This is a genomic window from Paenibacillus sp. FSL R10-2788 (assembly GCF_038003885.1).
In the GTDB taxonomy this organism is placed as follows: Bacteria; Bacillota; Bacilli; order Paenibacillales; family Paenibacillaceae; genus Paenibacillus_AQ; species Paenibacillus_AQ odorifer.
On the sequence record NZ_JBBOQA010000001.1, the window covers coordinates 3,552,889 to 3,571,915 of the forward strand.

The window sequence follows — 19,027 nt, forward strand, 5'->3', positions numbered from 1 at the left end:
GCAGAACATTGATAAATTTGGACAAATTAGCAAAGGCATTTACTAAAGGTGTCTATGAAATAGAAGATAGAAGCCGCTTAGTCATCCAGCCCAAAAGCTTATTAAGTGAATTCACCACCGTTAAGCATGGATTTCTATTTATCATTCGCGGGGGAGCCAGAATACGTGTGAATGGAACGGTATATGAATTACGGCCAGGATCAGTTTTTCATGCTGCTCCGGGCATGCAGATGGATTCGCAGGTTATAGGACAATCTGAGCTCGAGTATTACTCACTTTTTTATAAATTGGATATGCCGGAAGAAATGAATAGTACTCACGAATTTGACTCTCATTTCAAGCTGGAGCCGGGAGCGAATCTAAAGATTATTGAATTACTAATTATGCTCCATCAGAATGCCCATCCATCCGGAGAAATTGGGAAGCTGCGTATCAAGGAGTTGTTCTTAAGCCTGATGCATCAGGTTCTGATTGCGTGCAGTTACAGAGAGAACGATAGTTCTCCGAATCAAAAAATGGTAGACGAAGCTCTTGCGTATATTAAACTTCATTATATGAATTCACTTACACTCGGTGAGTTAGCGGAACAGCATGCAATGAGTGCCAACCGCTTCTCTTACCTCTTTCATAAATATACGGGACTACGACCAATCGACTATGTCGTTAATTATCGTTTGGAACGGGCCTGTGAATTACTCAAAGCAGGTAATTTTCCTATCCGCGAGATTGCTGACCGTGTTGGTTATGACAATCCACTATATTTCAGCCGATTATTCAAAAAGAAATTCGGTGTTTCTCCCTCTGCCTATAAGTAATGTACATAATGAGCTTCTTGTACTTGAACTACGTCTGCAGCTACTGGTGATAAGCCAGAAGTGCAGACTTTTTTTTATTTAGATTAAATAATGATGCATGCTGGATTTGAGATTTGTACATTTGAATTTATTTAAATTTTTGATAAACTCACCTTTGTAACTGAGAATCATTATCAGTAAATTGATTTATAAATGAAAGGCTGGTAGATATGACAGAAAAAAGACCAAGACAATTATGTATTGGCCTGTCCTTAAATGCAACCTGGATGAAAGGAGACGGCTGGCGACACCCGGATAGCGGAGTAGAGAAGATGGAGTCTATTGATTACTATATTAATTTGGCAAAAATGGCTGAGAATTCAAAGCTCGATTTTCTTTTCAGGGCTGATTATCTGTATGTTAGCCCGCAGATGTTAGGAGACTCCTCAAATTTCGGCAGCCCCGACCCTGCATTGTTTTTTGCAGCGATAGCTCGTGAAACCGAGCGGATCGGACTGGTAACGACGATTTCCACTACTTTTAATCCGCCGTATGTTGTTGCAAGGCAATTGCAGTCCTTACACTGGCTGAGCAATGGACGCGCCGGCTGGAATATTGTCACTTCGATTGAAGGTGCCAATAATTTCAGCGATTCACCTATGCCGTCACCGGAAGAAAGATATGCCAAGGCTATGGAATTCACGGATGTTGTACGCAAGCTTTGGGAGAGTTTTCCGAATGAAGCGATTGTTATCGACCGTCAGTCAGGTATGTTTTCGGATAAGGATAAAGTGACTGCCATTAATCATTCCGGGGAATTTTTCAGTGTAAAAGGGCCGCTTACTTTGCCTGCTCACAAATCAGGAACACCGCCGCTATTTCAAGCTGGTGCTTCAGACATTGGACGGAATTTCGCCTCATCTGTAGCTGATGCTATTTTTGCGGCAATGCCGGATATCGAATCGGGAGTGGAACTAAGGAATGATCTGAGAAGAAGAGCGGCTGAGCAGGGCCGTGATCCGGATGCTATCAAAGTTTTGCCGGGCTTATATTTTTTCCTGGCCGATACGCGCGAAGAAGCACTTAAATTACATAAGGCTGCACATGCGAATTTAAGCCTTGAACGCAGACATGCTTCGCTCAAATCGGTGATGGGTCTTGATTTAAGCGGTTATCCCTTAGATAAGCGAGTAACTGACGATATATTACCCGATTCCAGTCAGGCCGTCCGCAGCCGGACTCATGCCGAATTGTTACGGCGGTATATTATCAAAAACCAGCCTACAGTGAAAGAAATCTTGGACAGGCCGGAGGTTGTCGGATCTGCACATTGGGTATCTGTCGGGACAGTAGAGGATGTGCTGAACGATATTATTGAACGGTTTGATGCGGAGGCTATGGATGGCTTCATCGCCTTGCCAGGCGGCTCGGAACAATCTATGGAGTTGTTTTTTGAGAAGTTGGTACCGGAGCTGGTTGAAAGAGGTTTATTCCGGAGTGAATATACTGGAAGCACTTTCCGTGAGCATTTAGGGATTTAAAAAAGAGAAATGAGGCGATTGAACGATGCATGAAGTGGAATTGTTTGATGTTACGATTATTGGCGGCGGTCCGGCTGGATTATTTGCTGCATTTTATAGCGGACTCCGTGAAATGAAAACCAAAATTATAGAATTCCAACCTGTACTTGGCGGCAAGGTGCATGTCTATCCGGAAAAGATGATCTGGGACGTAGGAGGCTTACAGCCTATTCTTGGCTCACAACTTATTGAACAAATGGTTGCTCAAGGGATGACTTTCCAACCGGAGGTTGCCTTTAATGAAAAGGTCACATCCATCTCGCAAGATGAAGCAGGTTACTTTATTTTACACACCGCCGCAAACCGGAAGCATTTCACTAAAACTGTGATATTGGCCATTGGAGGAGGCATTCTGAAGCCGGTCAAGCTCGAAATCGAGGGTGCCGAAAGATTCGAAATCACAAATTTGCATTATACGGTGAAGTCACTTGCCCGATTTAAAGAGAAGACTATCCTAATATCGGGAGGCGGCCATTCTGCTGTTGACTGGGCGAATGAACTGGCTCCGATTGCCAAAAAGGTGTTTCTGACGTACCGGAAAGAGAACTTAAAGGGGCATGAAGCCGATATTTCACGCTTGGCAAACAATGGCGTAGAGTGCTTGTTAAATACTTCAATCGAAAAGTTGATTGCCACACCGGATCACGAAAGAATAGGGACTGTACTGCTGAAAAGTAATGACAACGGAGAGGCATTTGAGCTGTCTGTCGATGAGGTCATCATTAATCACGGTTATGAGCGCGACAAAGAACTGCTGGTGAACAGTGAAATTAAAATGGATCTGTGGGAACATCAGATTTCAGGATCAGTAACGAGCGGGACATCCGTGCCGGGTATTTATGCGGCAGGTGATGTTCTACACCATGATGGGAAACTGCACCTGATCGCGGGGGCATTCCAGGATGCTGCCAATGCGGTAAACCAAGCCAAACAATACATCACACCGGAGGCAAATTCGTCCGGGATGGTGTCTTCACATAATGACCTGTTCACGCAGAAAAACCGTGATTTAATGAAGCATTTATACAGACAGTAATGATAACAACTCAAGGGGGAGCCAAATGAAAAGACTATATGGATGGATTGCATCCTTAATTATACTTGCAGGATTACTGGCTGGATGTTCCGAAACTTCAGTCACGCCTACACCGGAAGCCGGCAAGATCGATGAAGCGGGATGGCCTAGAACAATTGCGGATGCCAGCGACAATGGAGTGGTGCTTAAGACACGTCCTGAGCGTATAGCGGTTTTGCATCCCTTGTATTTAGATTACTTTTTTGCTCTAGATACTCCTCCAATCGCATCAACCAATGCAGCGGAAGCGATGAAGGATTTTGCTACTTTACAGCCTTATGCTGGAACTGCTGAAATTATTGATTTGGGCAGCAGCAATGCGAACCTGGAAATGATCATGGATGCAAAGCCAGATGTGATTGTAACCTTCAAGGGTTCTGTTGATAGCAATTATGAAGAGTTGAATAAGATTGCACCAGTCATCTTAATTGACTACACCGATACCTGGGAAAAAACGGCCATGCTGTGTGCTCAGATTGTTGGTAAAGAGACATTAGCGGAACAAGCCATTAAGGAAACCCAAGAAATGATTGCAAAAACAAAAGAACAGTTAAGTAGTCTTGAGAATAAAACATTTGCTTTACTACGGGTCGACGGAAAAGCCAATTTTAATGCTCAAGGCTCTAAAAACACGATGTACTACAATCAAACTGTAGGCTTTGGGTTGTTGCCACCAAAGGGATATCCTGAAGAGGGAGGGGCACTTTCTCTGGAGGGAATATACAGCATGAATCCAGATTATATTATTATCCAGCATGATATGGATATCGCAAAGGCAGCCATCAAGGACAAGGAAACTTCGAACGTGTGGAACTCACTGGAAGCAGTGAAAAACAATCATGTACTTATCTTTGATAACTCACTCAATAGCGCAAGTATCCTGGCTGTCCGTTTGGCTGCAGATCATTTTCTGCAATTGGCGTCTGAACAATAAAATTATATTACAAAATCCGATTGCACCTTTTAGGGCAATCGGATTTTTGTTATTAAGTTAAATATCTTGACTGTTATTGATAATGGTTATCATTTATGATGAGTATTAGACAGATAACGGAGGGGTAGTCATTATGCACAAAAGCAATCAAATATTGCTTTGGGACCAAGCGACGGTCAAGTTATTGGATGTGCGCCGTATTGAAAGGGTTCGGGGCGAAATTCTTCATAAATATAAGATTCCTGCCAGTATATTTTTACTTTCGGTACAAGGGAGCGCTCAAGTTCAATTAGATCAGTCTGAATTTTCTTTTACAGGATTTCAAGTCCTGCATAGCGGGAAAGGAGCGACCCTTAATATTGTTCCGACAAGCAAGAATTTTGTTTACTATATCATTTATTACCGTGCATGGATGCAAGAGGAGGATCTGTTCCAAACACAATATTGTTTTTCCCCAGATGCACCCATTTTACTTTATAACAAAATGCAATTGATGTATCAAAAATGGAACGAGCAAGAAGAGAGACTCAATGTAAAATCACTTTTTTATCAATTCATTCATCAGGTTTTAAAAGAATTACATAGAAAAGAGACTGAAGTGAAACAAACAAGTGTTGCAGTCCAGGTAATCACCTATATCCAGGAGTACTATGCGGAGCCAATTACATTAGATTCGCTTGCGGAAGTATTTAATTTCAGTGCTTATCATTTGTCATCCTTGTTTAAAGAGCACACAGGTATGAGTCCGATTGATTACTTAATTCGGTTTCGGCTTGAACTTGCAACGGAGCTTTTAATGACAACAGATGCTTCGGTCGGGGAAATATCAGCAAGTGTTGGTTATAAAGACGTATATTATTTCAGCCGAATTTTCAAGAAAAGAAAAGGTGTATCCCCTGCACATTTTAGAACAAGAGAGTTTCAGCGGCCTAAAGTTGCTGAAAGTCCATTAAACTTCCCCACATCCTCTATTTTTGAACCCATCGTTCAACAGTATATTAATAATGATAATCATTATCATAATAGGGAAAAAGGGGAATTACCTATGTTTAAAATGACAAAATCTCAGACGACGGCAGCTTTACTGCTTTGCAGTTCTCTATTATTAGGTGCTTGCTCAAGCGGGACGGGTACTGCTACGAAGGAACAAAGTAATGGGAATGGAACCGTAAATCAAGCAACATCAGAAGAAAGTACGAACACTCGAATATTATCAACGCCTAAGGGAGATGTGGAAGTACCAGCAGAGCCGAAAAGAGTGGCGGCTGACCAATATATGGGGCATTTATTGAAATTAGGAATTATACCCATCGGAGCAAGAACGTTTATGCTGGATGAAGGGTGGATGGAAAAAGCGGACATACCCAAAGAAACGATCGAGAAAATTGAGGATTTAGGGGATTTTCCTTTAAATTTGGAAAAATTAACGATGCTAGATCCGGACTTAATTATCGGTTCGATCGATGAGAACATAGAACAATATGAGAAAATTGGGACCACTGTTTTTCTGCCTTATTGGGAGGGGTTAAAAACAGCAGGGCCGCTTGATAAATTTAGGAGTGTAAGCAAAATATTCGGAAAAGAAAAAGAAGCAGAAGAATGGATTACGGAATATGAACTGAAAGTAGCTGAAGCAAAGTCGAAACTTGCCGGGGTTATCAAGGAAGGGGAAACCGTTTCGATTGTTCAGTTTTCACAAAAGGCCGTGTACGTCTTAGCGGCAAAGGGAGGAAATTATGGTTCTTCCACTATATACAATATGCTGAAGCTGCCTCCAACAGAAAGTGCCAAAAATATGGCGGAGGGGTTTGAATCCATTTCACTTGAAGTGCTTCCAGAATACTTAGGTGATTATGTTTTTGTATATAATGGCGATGCGGATGCAACCAATAAAGCAATGGAAAGTAACATATGGAAAGGCATCCCTGCAGTGAAAAATGGCAAAGTTTATTTGTATGGCGATAATTATCATGATGAATTCGTAATGGAGGACCCTTTTTCATTAGAGCTTCAGCTTGATACGATTGTGAATTTGTTACTTGGTTATCAGTAACTTAGGAGAGAGCGAAACGGAGCATTTATCCGTTTCGCTTTTTTTTGTACTAATATCCCGATAGCCCAATCCTTCATCATGAGCCTCAGCAACTGTGACTTTTTTCATAATACCCTTTCTATATTCGACCCGTTTTATAGGCCAAAAGTATAATTTTTACAGCAGTTTACATAAATCTATCTTTTTTTTAATTGTTTTGAGATAGGATAGTAGATGTCAAGCAGGTGGGTATTTATGGTAATTACTCACCGGACTATTTCTTGAGGAGGAAGGGTATGAAGGAGAAGAATTCAGTTTGGAAAAAGAGGCTGATGAACAGCACTCTAGCTGTGGCGGTGGCCGTACCACTTCAGCTGTTCACGTTCGGAGCCGGTTCGGCGGTATTCGCAGAAGGACCAAACGATCCTGCACCATACATTGAGGCCAAAGTGGTCAATGAGCATGCAGGCCAGAAGATCCTGTTTGACAACACCCATGAGCAGACTGCGGGAGCAGCCGATTGGGTGATTGACGGCGCTTTTTCAGACTTTGGGAATGCCCTTGCCCAGGAAGGCTATTATGTCAAAGAACTCCGCAAGACGACTCCAATTACTTTGAGTGATCTTTCCGATTATGATGTCTACATCGTCGCCGAATCCAACGTGCCCTACAAAGCAAGCGAGCAGCTTGCGATGGCGGAATATGTGGAGGATGGCGGCAGTATTTTCTTCATCGGCGACCATTATAATGCCGACCGCAACAAAAACCGCTGGGATGGTTCTGAAGCTTTCAACGGCTACCGCCGTGGAGCGTGGGACAATCCAGCCAAAGGCATGAATGCCGATGAGGTCGCTTCTGCAGCCATGCAGGGTGTGGTTAGCTCTGACTGGCTGGCGGACGAGTTCGGTGTCCGTTTCCGCTACAATGCGCTTGGCGACATTAACGCAACCAACATCGTGGCTCCCGATCAAGCCTTCGGCATTACAACGGGCGTATCGGCGGTAGCTATGCATGCCGGTTCCACGCTGGCCATTCTAGACCCAGCCCGTGCGAAAGGTATCGTCTACCTGCCGCAAACCAATGCTGCCTGGGCCAATGCCGTAGACCAGGGGGTCTATAACGGCGGCGGTGTGGCAGAAGGTCCTTATGTGGCAGTTGCGAAAAAAGGCGCCGGCAAGGCAGCCTTCATCGGTGACTCATCTCCTGTAGAGGATGCAACACCGAAATACCTGCGCGAAGATACCGGCGCCAAGAAAACAACTTACGATGGCTTCAAGGAAGTGGACGATGCCACACTGCTGGTTAACACCGTCAACTGGCTCGCTGAGCAGGAGAGCTATACGGATTTCACCCAGGTGAATGGCCTGATGCTAGATCAGCCGACAGCACTGCTGCCATTCGAGGAGCCAGCGCTGTCCACTGAGCCGCAACCGGAGCCTTGGGCTCAACCAAATGCTGGCTACAAATGGTATGATCGCAGCACCTTCAAAGCAGGCTCCTACGGCGGACCGGCAGCCACTGCAAGTGCGGTTTATAACTTCACGCACCAGGCTGTGCTGCCAAATGCACAGAATTTTCAGATTCGGGTGAGTGCAGATAATCTTCCAGCAGGCACAAGCGTTTCCGGCTTCCAGGTAGGTGTCTACCAGGTAAGCAGCGGCGCCCAAATCGCCAAGATTCAGAACAGCGACGGCACCTGGCCAAGCAGCTACGGCTATAGCTCCTCATTCAATCTGACGGCTGATCAGAACGGTCATGCCTACAAGGACCTGACGATCCAGATCAAGCCAGGCACCACAGCTGCATCCAATCTGCGCCTCCGTCAGAACAGTACAAACCTCAAGACTGAATCGGTGACGCTGGGCAATGTTCCTGCTGAACCGCTTCCGGCTGAGGAAGATCCCATACCGGCTGCAATCTCTATCGGCGATTCCCGGGCTAAGGCAGCCGGATCACTGGTAACGGTGGAGGGGACCGTGACGACCGAGCCGGGTATCTTTGGCGGACAGTCCTTCTATCTCCAAGATGGAACCGGTGGGGTTTATGTCTTCCAGAGTCAGAGCGGCTTCCACGTGGGCGATAAGGTCAAGGTAACAGCGTCCACCGCACTGTACAACACAGAGCTGGAGCTGACCGAAGCAGTACAAATTGCGAAGACGGGCACGGCGGCACTGCCGCAGCCGATTGCGGCGAACATGGTGAATGATGCCAACCAAGGCCAATTGGTTCAACTGAACGGTGTGACAGTGGCGAACATTATCAACGCTACGCCAAGCGGCTCCTTTGAATTCGACGCAGTCAACGCCGACGGGACTAGCAATCATGTGCGCGTGGATGCCCGGACAGGCATTACTAAGGATATCTTCCCTTATACTGAGGGACAAAAACTTAATATCACAGGTGTTGCCGCAATTTTTAAAGGCATCTACCAGCTCAAGCCGAGAAGCCTCGATGACTTCGCCGCAGCAGAAGAAGAGGGGGCTCCGGTGACAACGGCGACGCTGTCTGCCGAGCCTAATGCTTCCGGCTGGTTTAACCAGCCGGTCACCGTTACCCTGAAGGTTAATACAGATACAGCTAATGTTTATTACTCGCTTAACGGCAACAAGGAAGCTGAGTACAGTACACCTGTGGACCTGAAGGAAGACGGGCGGCATACATTGACATACCATGCTGTGCCGGGAAAAGGCAAATCGGAAGATCCCAAGACGTTGAACCTCAATATTGATACGGCTCCACCGGTTGCCGAACTGAAGGAATCCGGCCATGAGGTGAGAGATGTAGAAGAAGGAGCGCAGCTTTACTTTGAATTGACTGCTGACGATGTATTGTCAGGTGTCACCTCGAAACAGCTTCTATTAGATGGGAAAACGATTGCCGAGGGCCAGACCCTGAGCGCCGCAGATTTAGGCGCCGGCTCCCACACCGTGAAATACACCGTGCAGGATGCGGCCAGCAATACGACTGAAAAGAGCTATACTTTCCAGGTTATTGGCGGCCAGGTGATTGCGACTGGTAAGCCAGGACAGGCTGATCTTTCCTCCAACAGCAGCTATGCTAATGGACTTAGTGATGGTAACTATACGGTCACCATGAACCTATGGTGGGGTAATAACGGCACGAGCTACAAACTCTATGAGAACGGCACACTGATTGATTCTAAGACACTGAAGGATGTATCGCCGGCTGCCCAGACGGCAAGCACAGAGCTTCATGGCAAGGTGAACGGCACTTATGTATACACTGCGGAGTTAACCAACAAATATGGCACGACCAAGATCGATTCGCTTACGGTCACCATAAGTGACTCTGCGCCGGGCAAGCCGATTCTGTCCGAAGATAACTGGGACGGAGATGGCACCTATAAGGTGTCGATGAATCTTTGGTGGGGAACTAACGCTACAGAGTACCGCCTGTATGAAAACGGGGAGCTCATCGACTCACAGCCGCTGAATGCCCATACACCTTCGGCGCAAAGTGCAGCAACCACCATCAGCGGACGCACTGCCGGTGTGTACGAATATCGGGCGGAGCTGGTCAACGCGGCGGGAGTAACTGCCAGTGATACGATCAAGGTAACGGTCATCCGCTAAACTGAATGGCAGTAACAATAACAGTAAAAAACGAAGAGCGCCGGATTCCAGGCCGCTCTTCGTTTTTTACATTACCATTAGTTCATTGTGCCTCGCAAAAAGCCCTGGTTCGCACCAGGGCTGCAAATCATATGGATTATAGGCCGCTATCATCGGTAGTTTCGTAACCATAGTCGAAGGTCTCGATAGTACCATCATCATATTGAAGTGTGAGCTGGTCAATAATAATCGTATGTATTGTATTCTGATATGTAAAATCACTGAAAATAAATAAAGTATCATTGGGCTCAACCGGCCCCACATATTTAAGCGAAAAGCTGCTCTTGCCGTTCAGCTGATCATTGGAAGGATCGCCTACTGGATTAAACGTGCTGATGTGAGCTGTGTAATAATTGATCCTTTTACCGGTTAAGTTGTCAGCTTCCCAGGTCAACTTAACAGCATCGGCAGAGTTCGTACTATACTTGAATTCTAATGGCGCACCAATCCCTTGCCCGGATGGGGTATCTGCTGCTGGCAGATCTTCAGCTTCATCACCGGCGGGTCCGGTATCATCGTCCGAAGGCATATCTTCCAAGACAACGGCTTCCGGGGAAGGTGAAGATTCAGTAGGATCTGATTCAGTAGGATCTGATTCAATAGAATTGGACCCAGTAGTGTTGGATTCAGCAGCAATAGCAGCTTTATCTGCGGTACTAGGTGGTATTTCTTCGATAACGGGATTACTTGCCACATTCTGCCCATTCAAGCGTGTTTCAACGCTAGGGGCCACGTAAATTCCTAAAAGAAAAGCTATCATGATGGATAAAACATAGATGAGGACTAAATTGAACCGATTCAAATACACACTTCCTTTATTGTTATTTTTAATATGAACCTACTTATAATGACATGATTATTAAGGATTTGACAATATTATTGCAAAAAAAAGTTGCGACTGTGCAGAGGCCAAATGTTTAAAGATCAACTCATTTAATATGGGTTGATTTTTTTATGTCCTACATGAAATAAATCAAATTAAGACTATTAATTTAAAAAGATTATGCTATAATCGTAATTATTACGATTAAGATCTTGGAGTTGAATGCCATCAATCGATACTTGTTGCAACGCTTATTGCAGCTCATCCCCGTGCTGCTCGGTATCTCTTGCATTACCTTTGCGCTGATGCACTTAACGCCAGGTGATCCAGCGGAGATCATGCTGCGTGCTGACGGCATTAAACCCACGCAGGAAGCTATTGAGGTGACCAGACATGCACTTGGTCTGGATGGTCCTGTACATAAGCAATATTTTCATTGGTTGAACCGGGTGTCCCATCTCGATTTAGGCCTATCTTACAGCAGCGGTCGTCCAGTATTCACAGAGCTAATGAGTCGCTTTCCGGCAACTATACTGCTCAGTGCCTGCTCCGTATTGTCCGCTATTCTTATTGCCTTGCCTATAGGAGTGGGATCTGCACTATATCCGGGTAAATTGCTTGATCGACTGGGAAGAGTATGTGCACTGCTCAGTGTTTCAATGCCGGGATACTGGCTAAGTCTGCTCCTAATTTATTATGGTGCAGTGAAGTTTAAGCTATTTCCTGTGATGGGAATGGATGGGGTATCCAGTGTCATTCTACCTGCCCTCACACTAGGATTTGGAATGGCAGGAGTCTACATCCGCTTGATTCGTTCCAGTCTTCTAGACGTTTTGGGCAAGCGGTACATCACAGCAGCTAGAGCTAAGGGGCTGCAGGAATGGAGAATAATCATTCGGCATGCACTTCGTAATGCGCTTCTTCCGAGTCTTACCCTCCTTGGAGTTAACATAGCGGGGCTATTGGGCGGTTCCGTTATTGTTGAAACTATATTTTCTTGGCCGGGAATCGGTAAGTATGCCATTGAGGCGATTTTTGCGAAAGACTATATTGTCATTCAGGGTTACGTATTATGGATGGCTGTTGTCGTTGTCCTGATTAACTTGACAGTGGATTTATTACATCTGCTGCTGGATCCGCGAATCAGGCTGCGGTGACGATTTAGAAGGAGCGGATTGTCATATTTCGTATTAGCTTATTTAAGAATAAGGGATCAAGGTTAGGAGCGGGCATAGTACTTTTGTTCATATGCGTTGGAGTCTTTGCCCCATGGCTTTCACCTTCCGATCCGCTGCAGATTCACATGGAACACAAACTGGCTATGCCTTCCTGGCAATACCCGCTTGGTACGGATCATCTGGGACGCTGTGTCTTATCCCGATTAATCTATGGGACCCGAACCACCCTGAATTATTCGTTTATGGTGTTGATCGTTGTTTTTGCGATTAGCATCCCTGTTGGTTTACTGGCGGGTTACGCTGGCGGCAAGATCGATCATTTGATTATGCGGATCATAGATATATTGCTAGCCTTTCCCAGCTTAATCCTATCCCTTGCGATTACAGCCATGCTAGGTCCCAGTATGAAGAATTTGCTAATCGCATTTGCTGCTGTCTGGTGGACGGGATATGCCAGAGTGATACGCAGCATGGTCCTTCAAATCAAGGAAAGTGAATATATTACAGCGGCCAAAGCGTCAGGCACTTCTCATTTACAAATTATTTCCAGGCATATTCTGCTGAACGCAGCCCGGCCTATTCTGGTTCTTGCATCTATGGAAGTGGGTACGATTATGCTCTCCATTGCGGGTTTGTCCTTTCTGGGTTTGGGAGCTCAGCCGCCTACACCGGAATGGGGAGTAATGCTGAACGACAGCCGTGCCTATATTCAAACGGAGCCACGGTTGATGCTATTTCCGGGAATGATGATCATGCTGGCGGTTCTGGGCTTTAATCTGTTGGGAGAAGGCTTGCGACAACCAGAGCGTGTTTTCGATTCTGCAGTGAAGTGGGGGGCCAGAACATGATGGTAGAGTCTCCACTGCTGAAGGTCAATCATTTACGCACCAGCTTTCACACAGGCAGTTATAAAGTTACGGCAGTTGATGATGTCAGTATCGAGGTGAAATCCCGGCAGATTGTCGCACTTGTAGGCGAGAGCGGCAGCGGTAAAAGTGTTACGGCAATGTCCATATTAGGATTATTAGATTCTCCAGGCTTAGTTGAGAGTGGAGAAATCTGGCTTAAGGGTAACAATCTTCGTGAGTGCTCCAGCCGTCAGTTACGGAAACTTCGGGGAACAGAAATGGCCGTAATCTTTCAAGATCCTATGAACGCGCTGAATCCGGTACTTACTATTGGCAGGCAGATCACGGAGACGATTAAACTGCATAAGCGGGTGTCGGGAAAAGAAGCAAGATTACTTGCCATGAAGCAGATGGAGCAAGCAGGGCTCAGCGATCCTGAATTGCTTTTCAATAAATATCCTTTTCAAATTAGCGGTGGTATGTGTCAAAGAGTAATGATCGCCATCGCACTGGTATCCGGTGCAAAATTATTAATTGCAGATGAGCCTACAACGGCATTGGATGTAACCATTCAAGCCCAGATTCTTAAAGAGCTGGACCGAATCAGATGGACGAACAATGTCGGCATCCTATTAATTACCCATGATCTAGGCGTTGTTGCGGAGCTTGCAGATTATGTATATGTGATGAAGTCCGGGAAGATCGTGGAATCAGGCAATGTGTTTGAACTCTTTTCTAATCCCGTGCATCCCTATACTAAATACTTAATGGAGTGCAGATAACAACGGTAATATTACATTTTTCAGGGACGTGGTGATCTTGAAGTTATTGGAAGCGGTAAGCCTAAACAAGAAATATGGGATGGAAAGGGGGTGGTTCACACGTAATGCCAGAAGTGTTCATGCCGTCAACAACCTGTCTCTCAGTCTGGAGAGCGGCGAAACCCTTGGATTAGTGGGGGAAAGTGGCTGTGGTAAGAGCACTTTGGCCAGACTTCTGCTGGGACTGGAGAAACCATCCTCCGGAAGAGTTATGTACCGGAACGAGGATTATACGGACTGGAGCTTCAGCGAAATGCGCATGATCCGCAGGAAGATGCAGATGGTGTTTCAGAACAGTCTGGCTTCATTTAATCCGTTGTTTACGGTAGAGCAGATTATCGGGGAGCCTCTTCGAAACTATGGAGAGAGGAAGGCTGGAGCCCGCAGGGCCACGGTAGCAGACACACTTGAGCTTGTGGGACTTGAACGGCGGCATATTCACCGCTATCCGCATGAACTCAGCGGTGGACAGCAGCAAAGGGTCGGAATTGCACGAGCGATCACCTTGCGGCCGGAGCTGATTATCTGTGATGAACCTTTCTCGAGTCTCGATGTCACCCTGCGAAAGCAAATGATGGATCTGCTGCAGGAGTTGAAGCATGAGCTGGGATTATCCTATGTATTCATTACACATGACTTGTCAGTTGTAAATCGTTTTTGCGACAGTGTGGCAGTGATGTGTCAAGGGGAAATAGTAGAGAAGCAATCAGGTGCAACTATGTTGCAGCAAGCAGACCACCCTTATACAAGAACATTACTCTCTTCGGTACCCGTGCAGGACCCCCGCTTAAGGAAGAAGAGACTGGGCACAGAGTGGCAACCCAGCCATTCCTATGATGTTAAGTAGAGAAAGGATGTACCAAGAATGAGAACGAACCTTAAGACAAAAAGCCTATTATCAAAATCGTTATTCTTTATGCTTCTTGTGGTAGTTATGGTGATATCAGGTTGCGGTAACAGTAATAACAGCAATTCTACGGCTAGAGCCAATAATACCGCCAATAATGAAGCTGCACAAGGATCTGAAGCTCAGGACAAGACAGTCACTGTTGCTATATCGTCCGATGCCGGTATAGACCGATTGGATGCCGGTGCCTATGATGGTTCGATGAATGTGCACGCGATGATATATGAGGGATTAGTGGAGTATAGTGAAAAAGGCGAAATACTGCCGTCGCTTGCGGAGTCTTGGGATATTTCAGAAGATGGGAAAGTATATACGTTCCATCTTCGCCATGACGTCAAATTCTCTGACGGTACGGAGTTTAATGCCGACGCGGTTAAATTCTCCTTCGAACGCTGGATTAAGGATCCAGCCAATTCGTTAAATGTGGCAACTGCGATGCAATCCCTTGTTGTTGTGGACGAACATACGATTACAATGACATTCAACAAAGCGTATTATCCCTTCTTAACCGAGTTATCCTTTGCAAGACCGGTCCGAATTATCAGCCCTTCCGCTGTGGAACCCGCAGGAGATATTACGGGTAAATTCATCAAAGCGATTGGAACTGGCGCATGGATGGCTGAGAGCTACAAAACAGATCAGGAAGCCGTACTCGTCAGAAATCCGAATTATTGGGGAGAAATGCCGAAGCTGTCGAAAATTATTTTAAAGGTAATCCCTGATCCACAGTCCAGAGTACTAGCGCTGCAAGCTGGAGATGTTGACATTGCCGGGGGACAAATGGGAAAGATTCCGGTCGAAAGCGTGCCAGTGATTGAAGCGGATTCTTCACTGACCTTGCAAAAAGCACAAGGAACAAACTCTCATTTTATGATCTTTAACTACAAAACGCCCGCACTTCAAGATCTGAATGTGCGCAAAGCTATCAATTTGGCAATTAATAAAAAAAGCATTGTCGATGATCTTATGGACGGTATCGGCAGTGAAGCCCAAGGTCTGTTCCCGTTGACGGTTCCTTATGTGACGGAATCCAATAATACCTGGTACGGCTTCGATCCGCTGGAAGCGAAGCAGCTGCTAGCAACTGCCGGTTACACGGATTCGGACGGAGATGGAATGGTACAGAAGGACGGAGCGCAGCTTGAGCTTAATTTCGTGCTGCAGCAGGCTGAGTATCCCGAATGGAAGTCCATCAGTGAACTGGTTCAGTCTGAGTTAAAGGAGATTGGCATTAGAGTGAATCTTCAGGTTCTAGAGCCGAATGCCTATTACGATGCCTTATGGACAAGCAAAGCCTATGATCTAATTATGTACCGGACTTATGACGATGCCTATAATCCGCATGCATTCTTGCTCTCCTTATTTCATAAAACAGCTGATGCATCTGCTGTGGTATGGTCTGATCCTGCACTAGAATCTCAAATTGACACAGCAGTAGGAACAACCGATATTCAGGAACGTCAGACCGCATATGACTCCATTTTTTCCAAATTGTATCAGGAGGCTATGTTTGCAGCTATTTATTTCCCTGACGATATCTTGGCAGTAAATAATAGAGTGACTGGATTTAAACCGGGGTACTCCACATTTATGCCGGTCTTCTGGAATCTACTCGACATAGGAGAAAAATGATGTTAAAAGAGATTTCGAAATACTGGACATCAAGCTCGGAGAGTTATGACAAAGTCATACAGACTCAATTCCGCAGTAAAAAAACTATAAACCTCTGGAAACAACTGCTTATTAAAGGGTTGGGAACAACTCCCCAGCAAAAGGTGCTGGATGTGGGAACAGGACCTGGCTTTTTCTCCATACTCTTATCACAGATGGGTCATCTGCCTACAGCGGTGGATGCCTCTCAGGGAATGATAGATAGAGCTTCACGAAATTTTGAGAGTTATGGATACAAAGTTCCAGCTTATGTCGCTGATGCTGCCGACTTGCATATGGAGCTAGAGAATAGCTTTGATGCAGTGGTCTGCAGGGATGTAGTATGGACGCTTCCTGATCCACAGAGGGCTTATGCTGAATGGTACCGGATTCTAAAACCGGGCGGGACTCTGATTATTTTTGACGGCAACTATTTGTATAAAGAGAGCAAGACTGTATTCCGTAAACTTTGGTATGCTTTGTCCTGGACGCTGATTCTGCTCACAGAACAAAGAATCCGCCAGCGAAGCAGTCAAGATAAAAACCTGCTAAGCGAGTTGCCATTTGTTAATGTATTACGGCCTGAAGCTGACGAGACAGCGCTGAAACAGGCCGGGTTCCGAACCATAGATGTTCACCGAAACTTTATCCCTGCCCGTGCGATGCCGCTAGATTATTTGAAATACGGTTACCAGAATGTAAACCGGTTCATGATACTTGCCAAGAAGGAGTGAATGATAAATGGGTATACAACAAGAGGTGGAAATGTATTGGGAAGGCGAAGCTGAGCTGTACAGCGAAGGCATTCAGAAGGAACTGAACGGATTCCAGCGGGAGGCCTGGCTGAAGCTTATCCTCGCTAACGCACCACAGAAGGAAAGATTGCAGGTTCTAGATATTGGCTGCGGGCCTGGCTTCTTCTCTGTGATTCTCTCAAGTGCCGGGCATCTGGTTACTGCGATCGATTGTACCGACAATATGCTGGAAGAAGCACGTTCCCACTCCAGTCGGGAGGGTGTCACCGTTACCTTCCGCAAGATGGATTCGCACAAGCTTGACTTTGTTGCGGAGAGTTTCGATCTGATCGTGTGCCGCAATGTTACCTGGAGCCTTACCGATCCGCAGTCAGCTTACAAAGAGTGGAAAAGAGTACTTAAGCCTGGGGGACGGCTACTGGTTTTTGATGCCAACTGGAATCGCCATCTCTGGGACGAAGAGATGCAGCAAAAGCGAGTAGAGGATCAGAAAGTCTATGTAGATAAGGGCTTTGGTGAGCTCCCGCATCATAAGGACATAGAGGAGACAGACCGTCTGAGTCTTGTATTGCCACTGACCAGAGAGTGGCGTCCCGAATGGGATATACGGACTCTCAAGGAAGAAGGATTCACCACTATTTTTGCTGAAGAGAATTTGAACGCCAAAGTACTGGATGAGAAACAGCAAGTCTTAAACCGGTCAACACCGATGTTCATGATTTGTGCTGAAAAATAATATAATAGTGAGAACCTACACATAATTAAATGAAGTAAACAATAAAAAGCAGCGATCCTCTAAATGAGAGGCGCTGCTTTTTGAGTAAAGGACAAGAACATTATTTCATTTCCGATTTGATGTTGATCTAAAACCTCTTATTTGGCTTGTTCATATTCCGTTCATATTGTCGTCACGAAGAGTACATCTTGATTGATTACACTTTGAATATGTCGTCAAGGCGGCACTTCAGATACAGGGACAAGGAAGGGAAGAGATGAACGTGGCAAATAAGGTGGAAATAAAAACAACTGGGACTAAGAGCCACAAGAAACGGAACCTATGGTTAAAAATAATCGGAGGTATTGTAGGGGCGCTCGTGTTGTTCATGGGCATCGTTTTTATCGTTGATGCAATCAGCGACGGGGTAGAGAAAAAGAAAATCGAATCGTATGGCCAGTATGTCAATGTGGATGGGAAAAAGATGAATGTGCTTATTCAAGGCAGCGGAGAACAAACCGTTGTACTCCTACCGGGACAAGGAACCCCGACGCCTGCTCTTGATTTCAAATTACTGATCGATGAAATTACCCCTAATTATAAAGTCGTAGTGGTCGAGCCTTTTGGTTATGGTTTGAGCGATGAAACCGAGAAGGAAAGAACTACGGAAAATATAGTAAGTGAGGTTCACGAAGCTTTGCAGCAGCTGGGTGTAGACCGTTACATTCTAATGGGACATTCCATCGCGGGACTTTACGGAGCGACCTATGTGAACACATATCCGGATGAAGTTCTTGCTTTTGTCGGCATCGATAGCAGCGTTCCCAATCAACCCGGAATGGATGTCAAATTACCTTTGAAAGCCATGCAATTTCTTCAAAAATCAGGTCTAATGAGATTGGTCCAAAAAGTGAGCGGAGATCCGTATGAATCGCTTGCATTCGATGAGCATACCAAAGAACAAATGCGTTTGATTTCGAATCAAGTCGCGACCAATCCAACGTTGATGAATGAACTGAGCCACCTCGGTTCCAATTTCAAAAATGGAGAAAAAATCACAATGCCAAATGACTTGCCGTTGCTTCTCTTCGTTCAATCGAATAACGAGCACAATAAACAGTGGATTCCGCTGCATGAGGAGCAAGTCAAACAATCCGCACAGGGCAAAATGATCCCAATGGAAGGTTCACATTATCTGCATCATACAAAATATAAAGAAATCGCTGAGGCATTCAAAGAGTACATGAAACAAATTCAAATTCAATAGTAGGGTTGATAATTAA

General features: G+C 45.5%; 15 protein-coding genes. 14 read left to right on the top strand and 1 reads right to left on the bottom strand.

The features are described from left to right. Positions 1–17 precede the first annotated feature (17 nt). From NSQ50_RS15720 to NSQ50_RS15745, 6 genes are all read left to right on the top strand, one after another. Positions 18–815, top strand: a complete 798-nt coding sequence (locus NSQ50_RS15720) for an AraC family transcriptional regulator (RefSeq protein WP_256718562.1) — start codon at positions 18–20, stop codon at positions 813–815. A 209-nt stretch (positions 816–1,024) separates the two neighbouring features. Beyond that, complete coding sequence (locus NSQ50_RS15725) at positions 1,025–2,335, top strand: NtaA/DmoA family FMN-dependent monooxygenase (protein WP_076223664.1); 1,311 nt, start codon at positions 1,025–1,027, stop codon at positions 2,333–2,335. Positions 2,336–2,360: 25 nt separating this feature from the next. Next, a complete protein-coding gene (locus NSQ50_RS15730) occupies positions 2,361–3,410 on the top strand; it encodes an NAD(P)/FAD-dependent oxidoreductase (RefSeq protein WP_076223667.1) in 1,050 nt (349 codons plus the stop codon). A gap of 25 nt (positions 3,411–3,435) precedes the next feature. Continuing rightward, positions 3,436–4,383 (top strand): ABC transporter substrate-binding protein, encoded by a 948-nt coding sequence (locus tag NSQ50_RS15735; protein ID WP_076213785.1) that lies wholly within the window; start codon positions 3,436–3,438, stop codon positions 4,381–4,383. A gap of 133 nt (positions 4,384–4,516) precedes the next feature. Further along, positions 4,517–6,436 carry an AraC family transcriptional regulator gene (locus NSQ50_RS15740; RefSeq protein WP_076223670.1) on the top strand — a complete coding sequence of 640 codons (1,920 nt, stop codon included), beginning with the start codon at positions 4,517–4,519 and terminating at the stop codon, positions 6,434–6,436. 275 nt (positions 6,437–6,711) lie between these two features. Continuing rightward, the gene (locus NSQ50_RS15745; protein ID WP_076223673.1) at positions 6,712–10,008 is read left to right on the top strand and encodes a chitinase N-terminal domain-containing protein; all 3,297 of its coding nucleotides are present in this window, start codon (positions 6,712–6,714) and stop codon (positions 10,006–10,008) included. Between the two features lie 136 nt (positions 10,009–10,144). Here NSQ50_RS15745 and NSQ50_RS15750 read toward each other — a convergent pair whose 3' ends face one another. Beyond that, on the bottom strand, positions 10,145–10,807 hold the full coding sequence (locus NSQ50_RS15750; protein ID WP_326058545.1) for a hypothetical protein: 663 nt from the start codon (positions 10,805–10,807) through the stop codon (positions 10,145–10,147). Positions 10,808–11,082: 275 nt separating this feature from the next. Between NSQ50_RS15750 and nikB the strand changes: the two genes are divergently transcribed. The 8 genes from nikB to NSQ50_RS15790 all read left to right on the top strand — a co-directional run bounded on the left by nikB (position 11,083) and on the right by NSQ50_RS15790 (position 19,011). Continuing rightward, complete coding sequence (gene nikB, locus NSQ50_RS15755) at positions 11,083–12,027, top strand: nickel ABC transporter permease (RefSeq protein WP_256715538.1); 945 nt, start codon at positions 11,083–11,085, stop codon at positions 12,025–12,027. A 32-nt stretch (positions 12,028–12,059) separates the two neighbouring features. Beyond that, on the top strand, positions 12,060–12,896 hold the full coding sequence (gene nikC, locus NSQ50_RS15760) for a nickel transporter permease (protein ID WP_143760498.1): 837 nt from the start codon (positions 12,060–12,062) through the stop codon (positions 12,894–12,896). Continuing rightward, positions 12,893–13,678 (top strand): ABC transporter ATP-binding protein, encoded by a 786-nt coding sequence (locus tag NSQ50_RS15765; RefSeq protein WP_076223681.1) that lies wholly within the window; start codon positions 12,893–12,895, stop codon positions 13,676–13,678. Before nikC ends, NSQ50_RS15765 begins: the two co-directional genes overlap by 4 nt. 37 nt (positions 13,679–13,715) lie before the next feature. After that, entirely contained in the window at positions 13,716–14,564 is an 849-nt protein-coding gene (locus tag NSQ50_RS15770; protein WP_076223684.1) for an ATP-binding cassette domain-containing protein, read from the top strand. Positions 14,565–14,582: 18 nt separating this feature from the next. Beyond that, positions 14,583–16,256 carry a nickel ABC transporter substrate-binding protein gene (locus NSQ50_RS15775; protein ID WP_076099141.1) on the top strand — a complete coding sequence of 558 codons (1,674 nt, stop codon included), beginning with the start codon at positions 14,583–14,585 and terminating at the stop codon, positions 16,254–16,256. Next, positions 16,256–17,008 carry a class I SAM-dependent methyltransferase gene (locus NSQ50_RS15780; RefSeq protein WP_076223687.1) on the top strand — a complete coding sequence of 251 codons (753 nt, stop codon included), beginning with the start codon at positions 16,256–16,258 and terminating at the stop codon, positions 17,006–17,008. Before NSQ50_RS15775 ends, NSQ50_RS15780 begins: the two co-directional genes overlap by 1 nt. Before the next feature lie 7 nt (positions 17,009–17,015). Next, positions 17,016–17,765, top strand: coding sequence for a class I SAM-dependent methyltransferase (locus NSQ50_RS15785; RefSeq protein WP_076223690.1), 750 nt, complete (start codon positions 17,016–17,018; stop codon positions 17,763–17,765). Between the two features lie 256 nt (positions 17,766–18,021). After that, positions 18,022–19,011, top strand: a complete 990-nt coding sequence (locus tag NSQ50_RS15790) for an alpha/beta fold hydrolase (protein WP_076099138.1) — start codon at positions 18,022–18,024, stop codon at positions 19,009–19,011. The last annotated feature ends 16 nt before the right edge of the window (positions 19,012–19,027 follow it).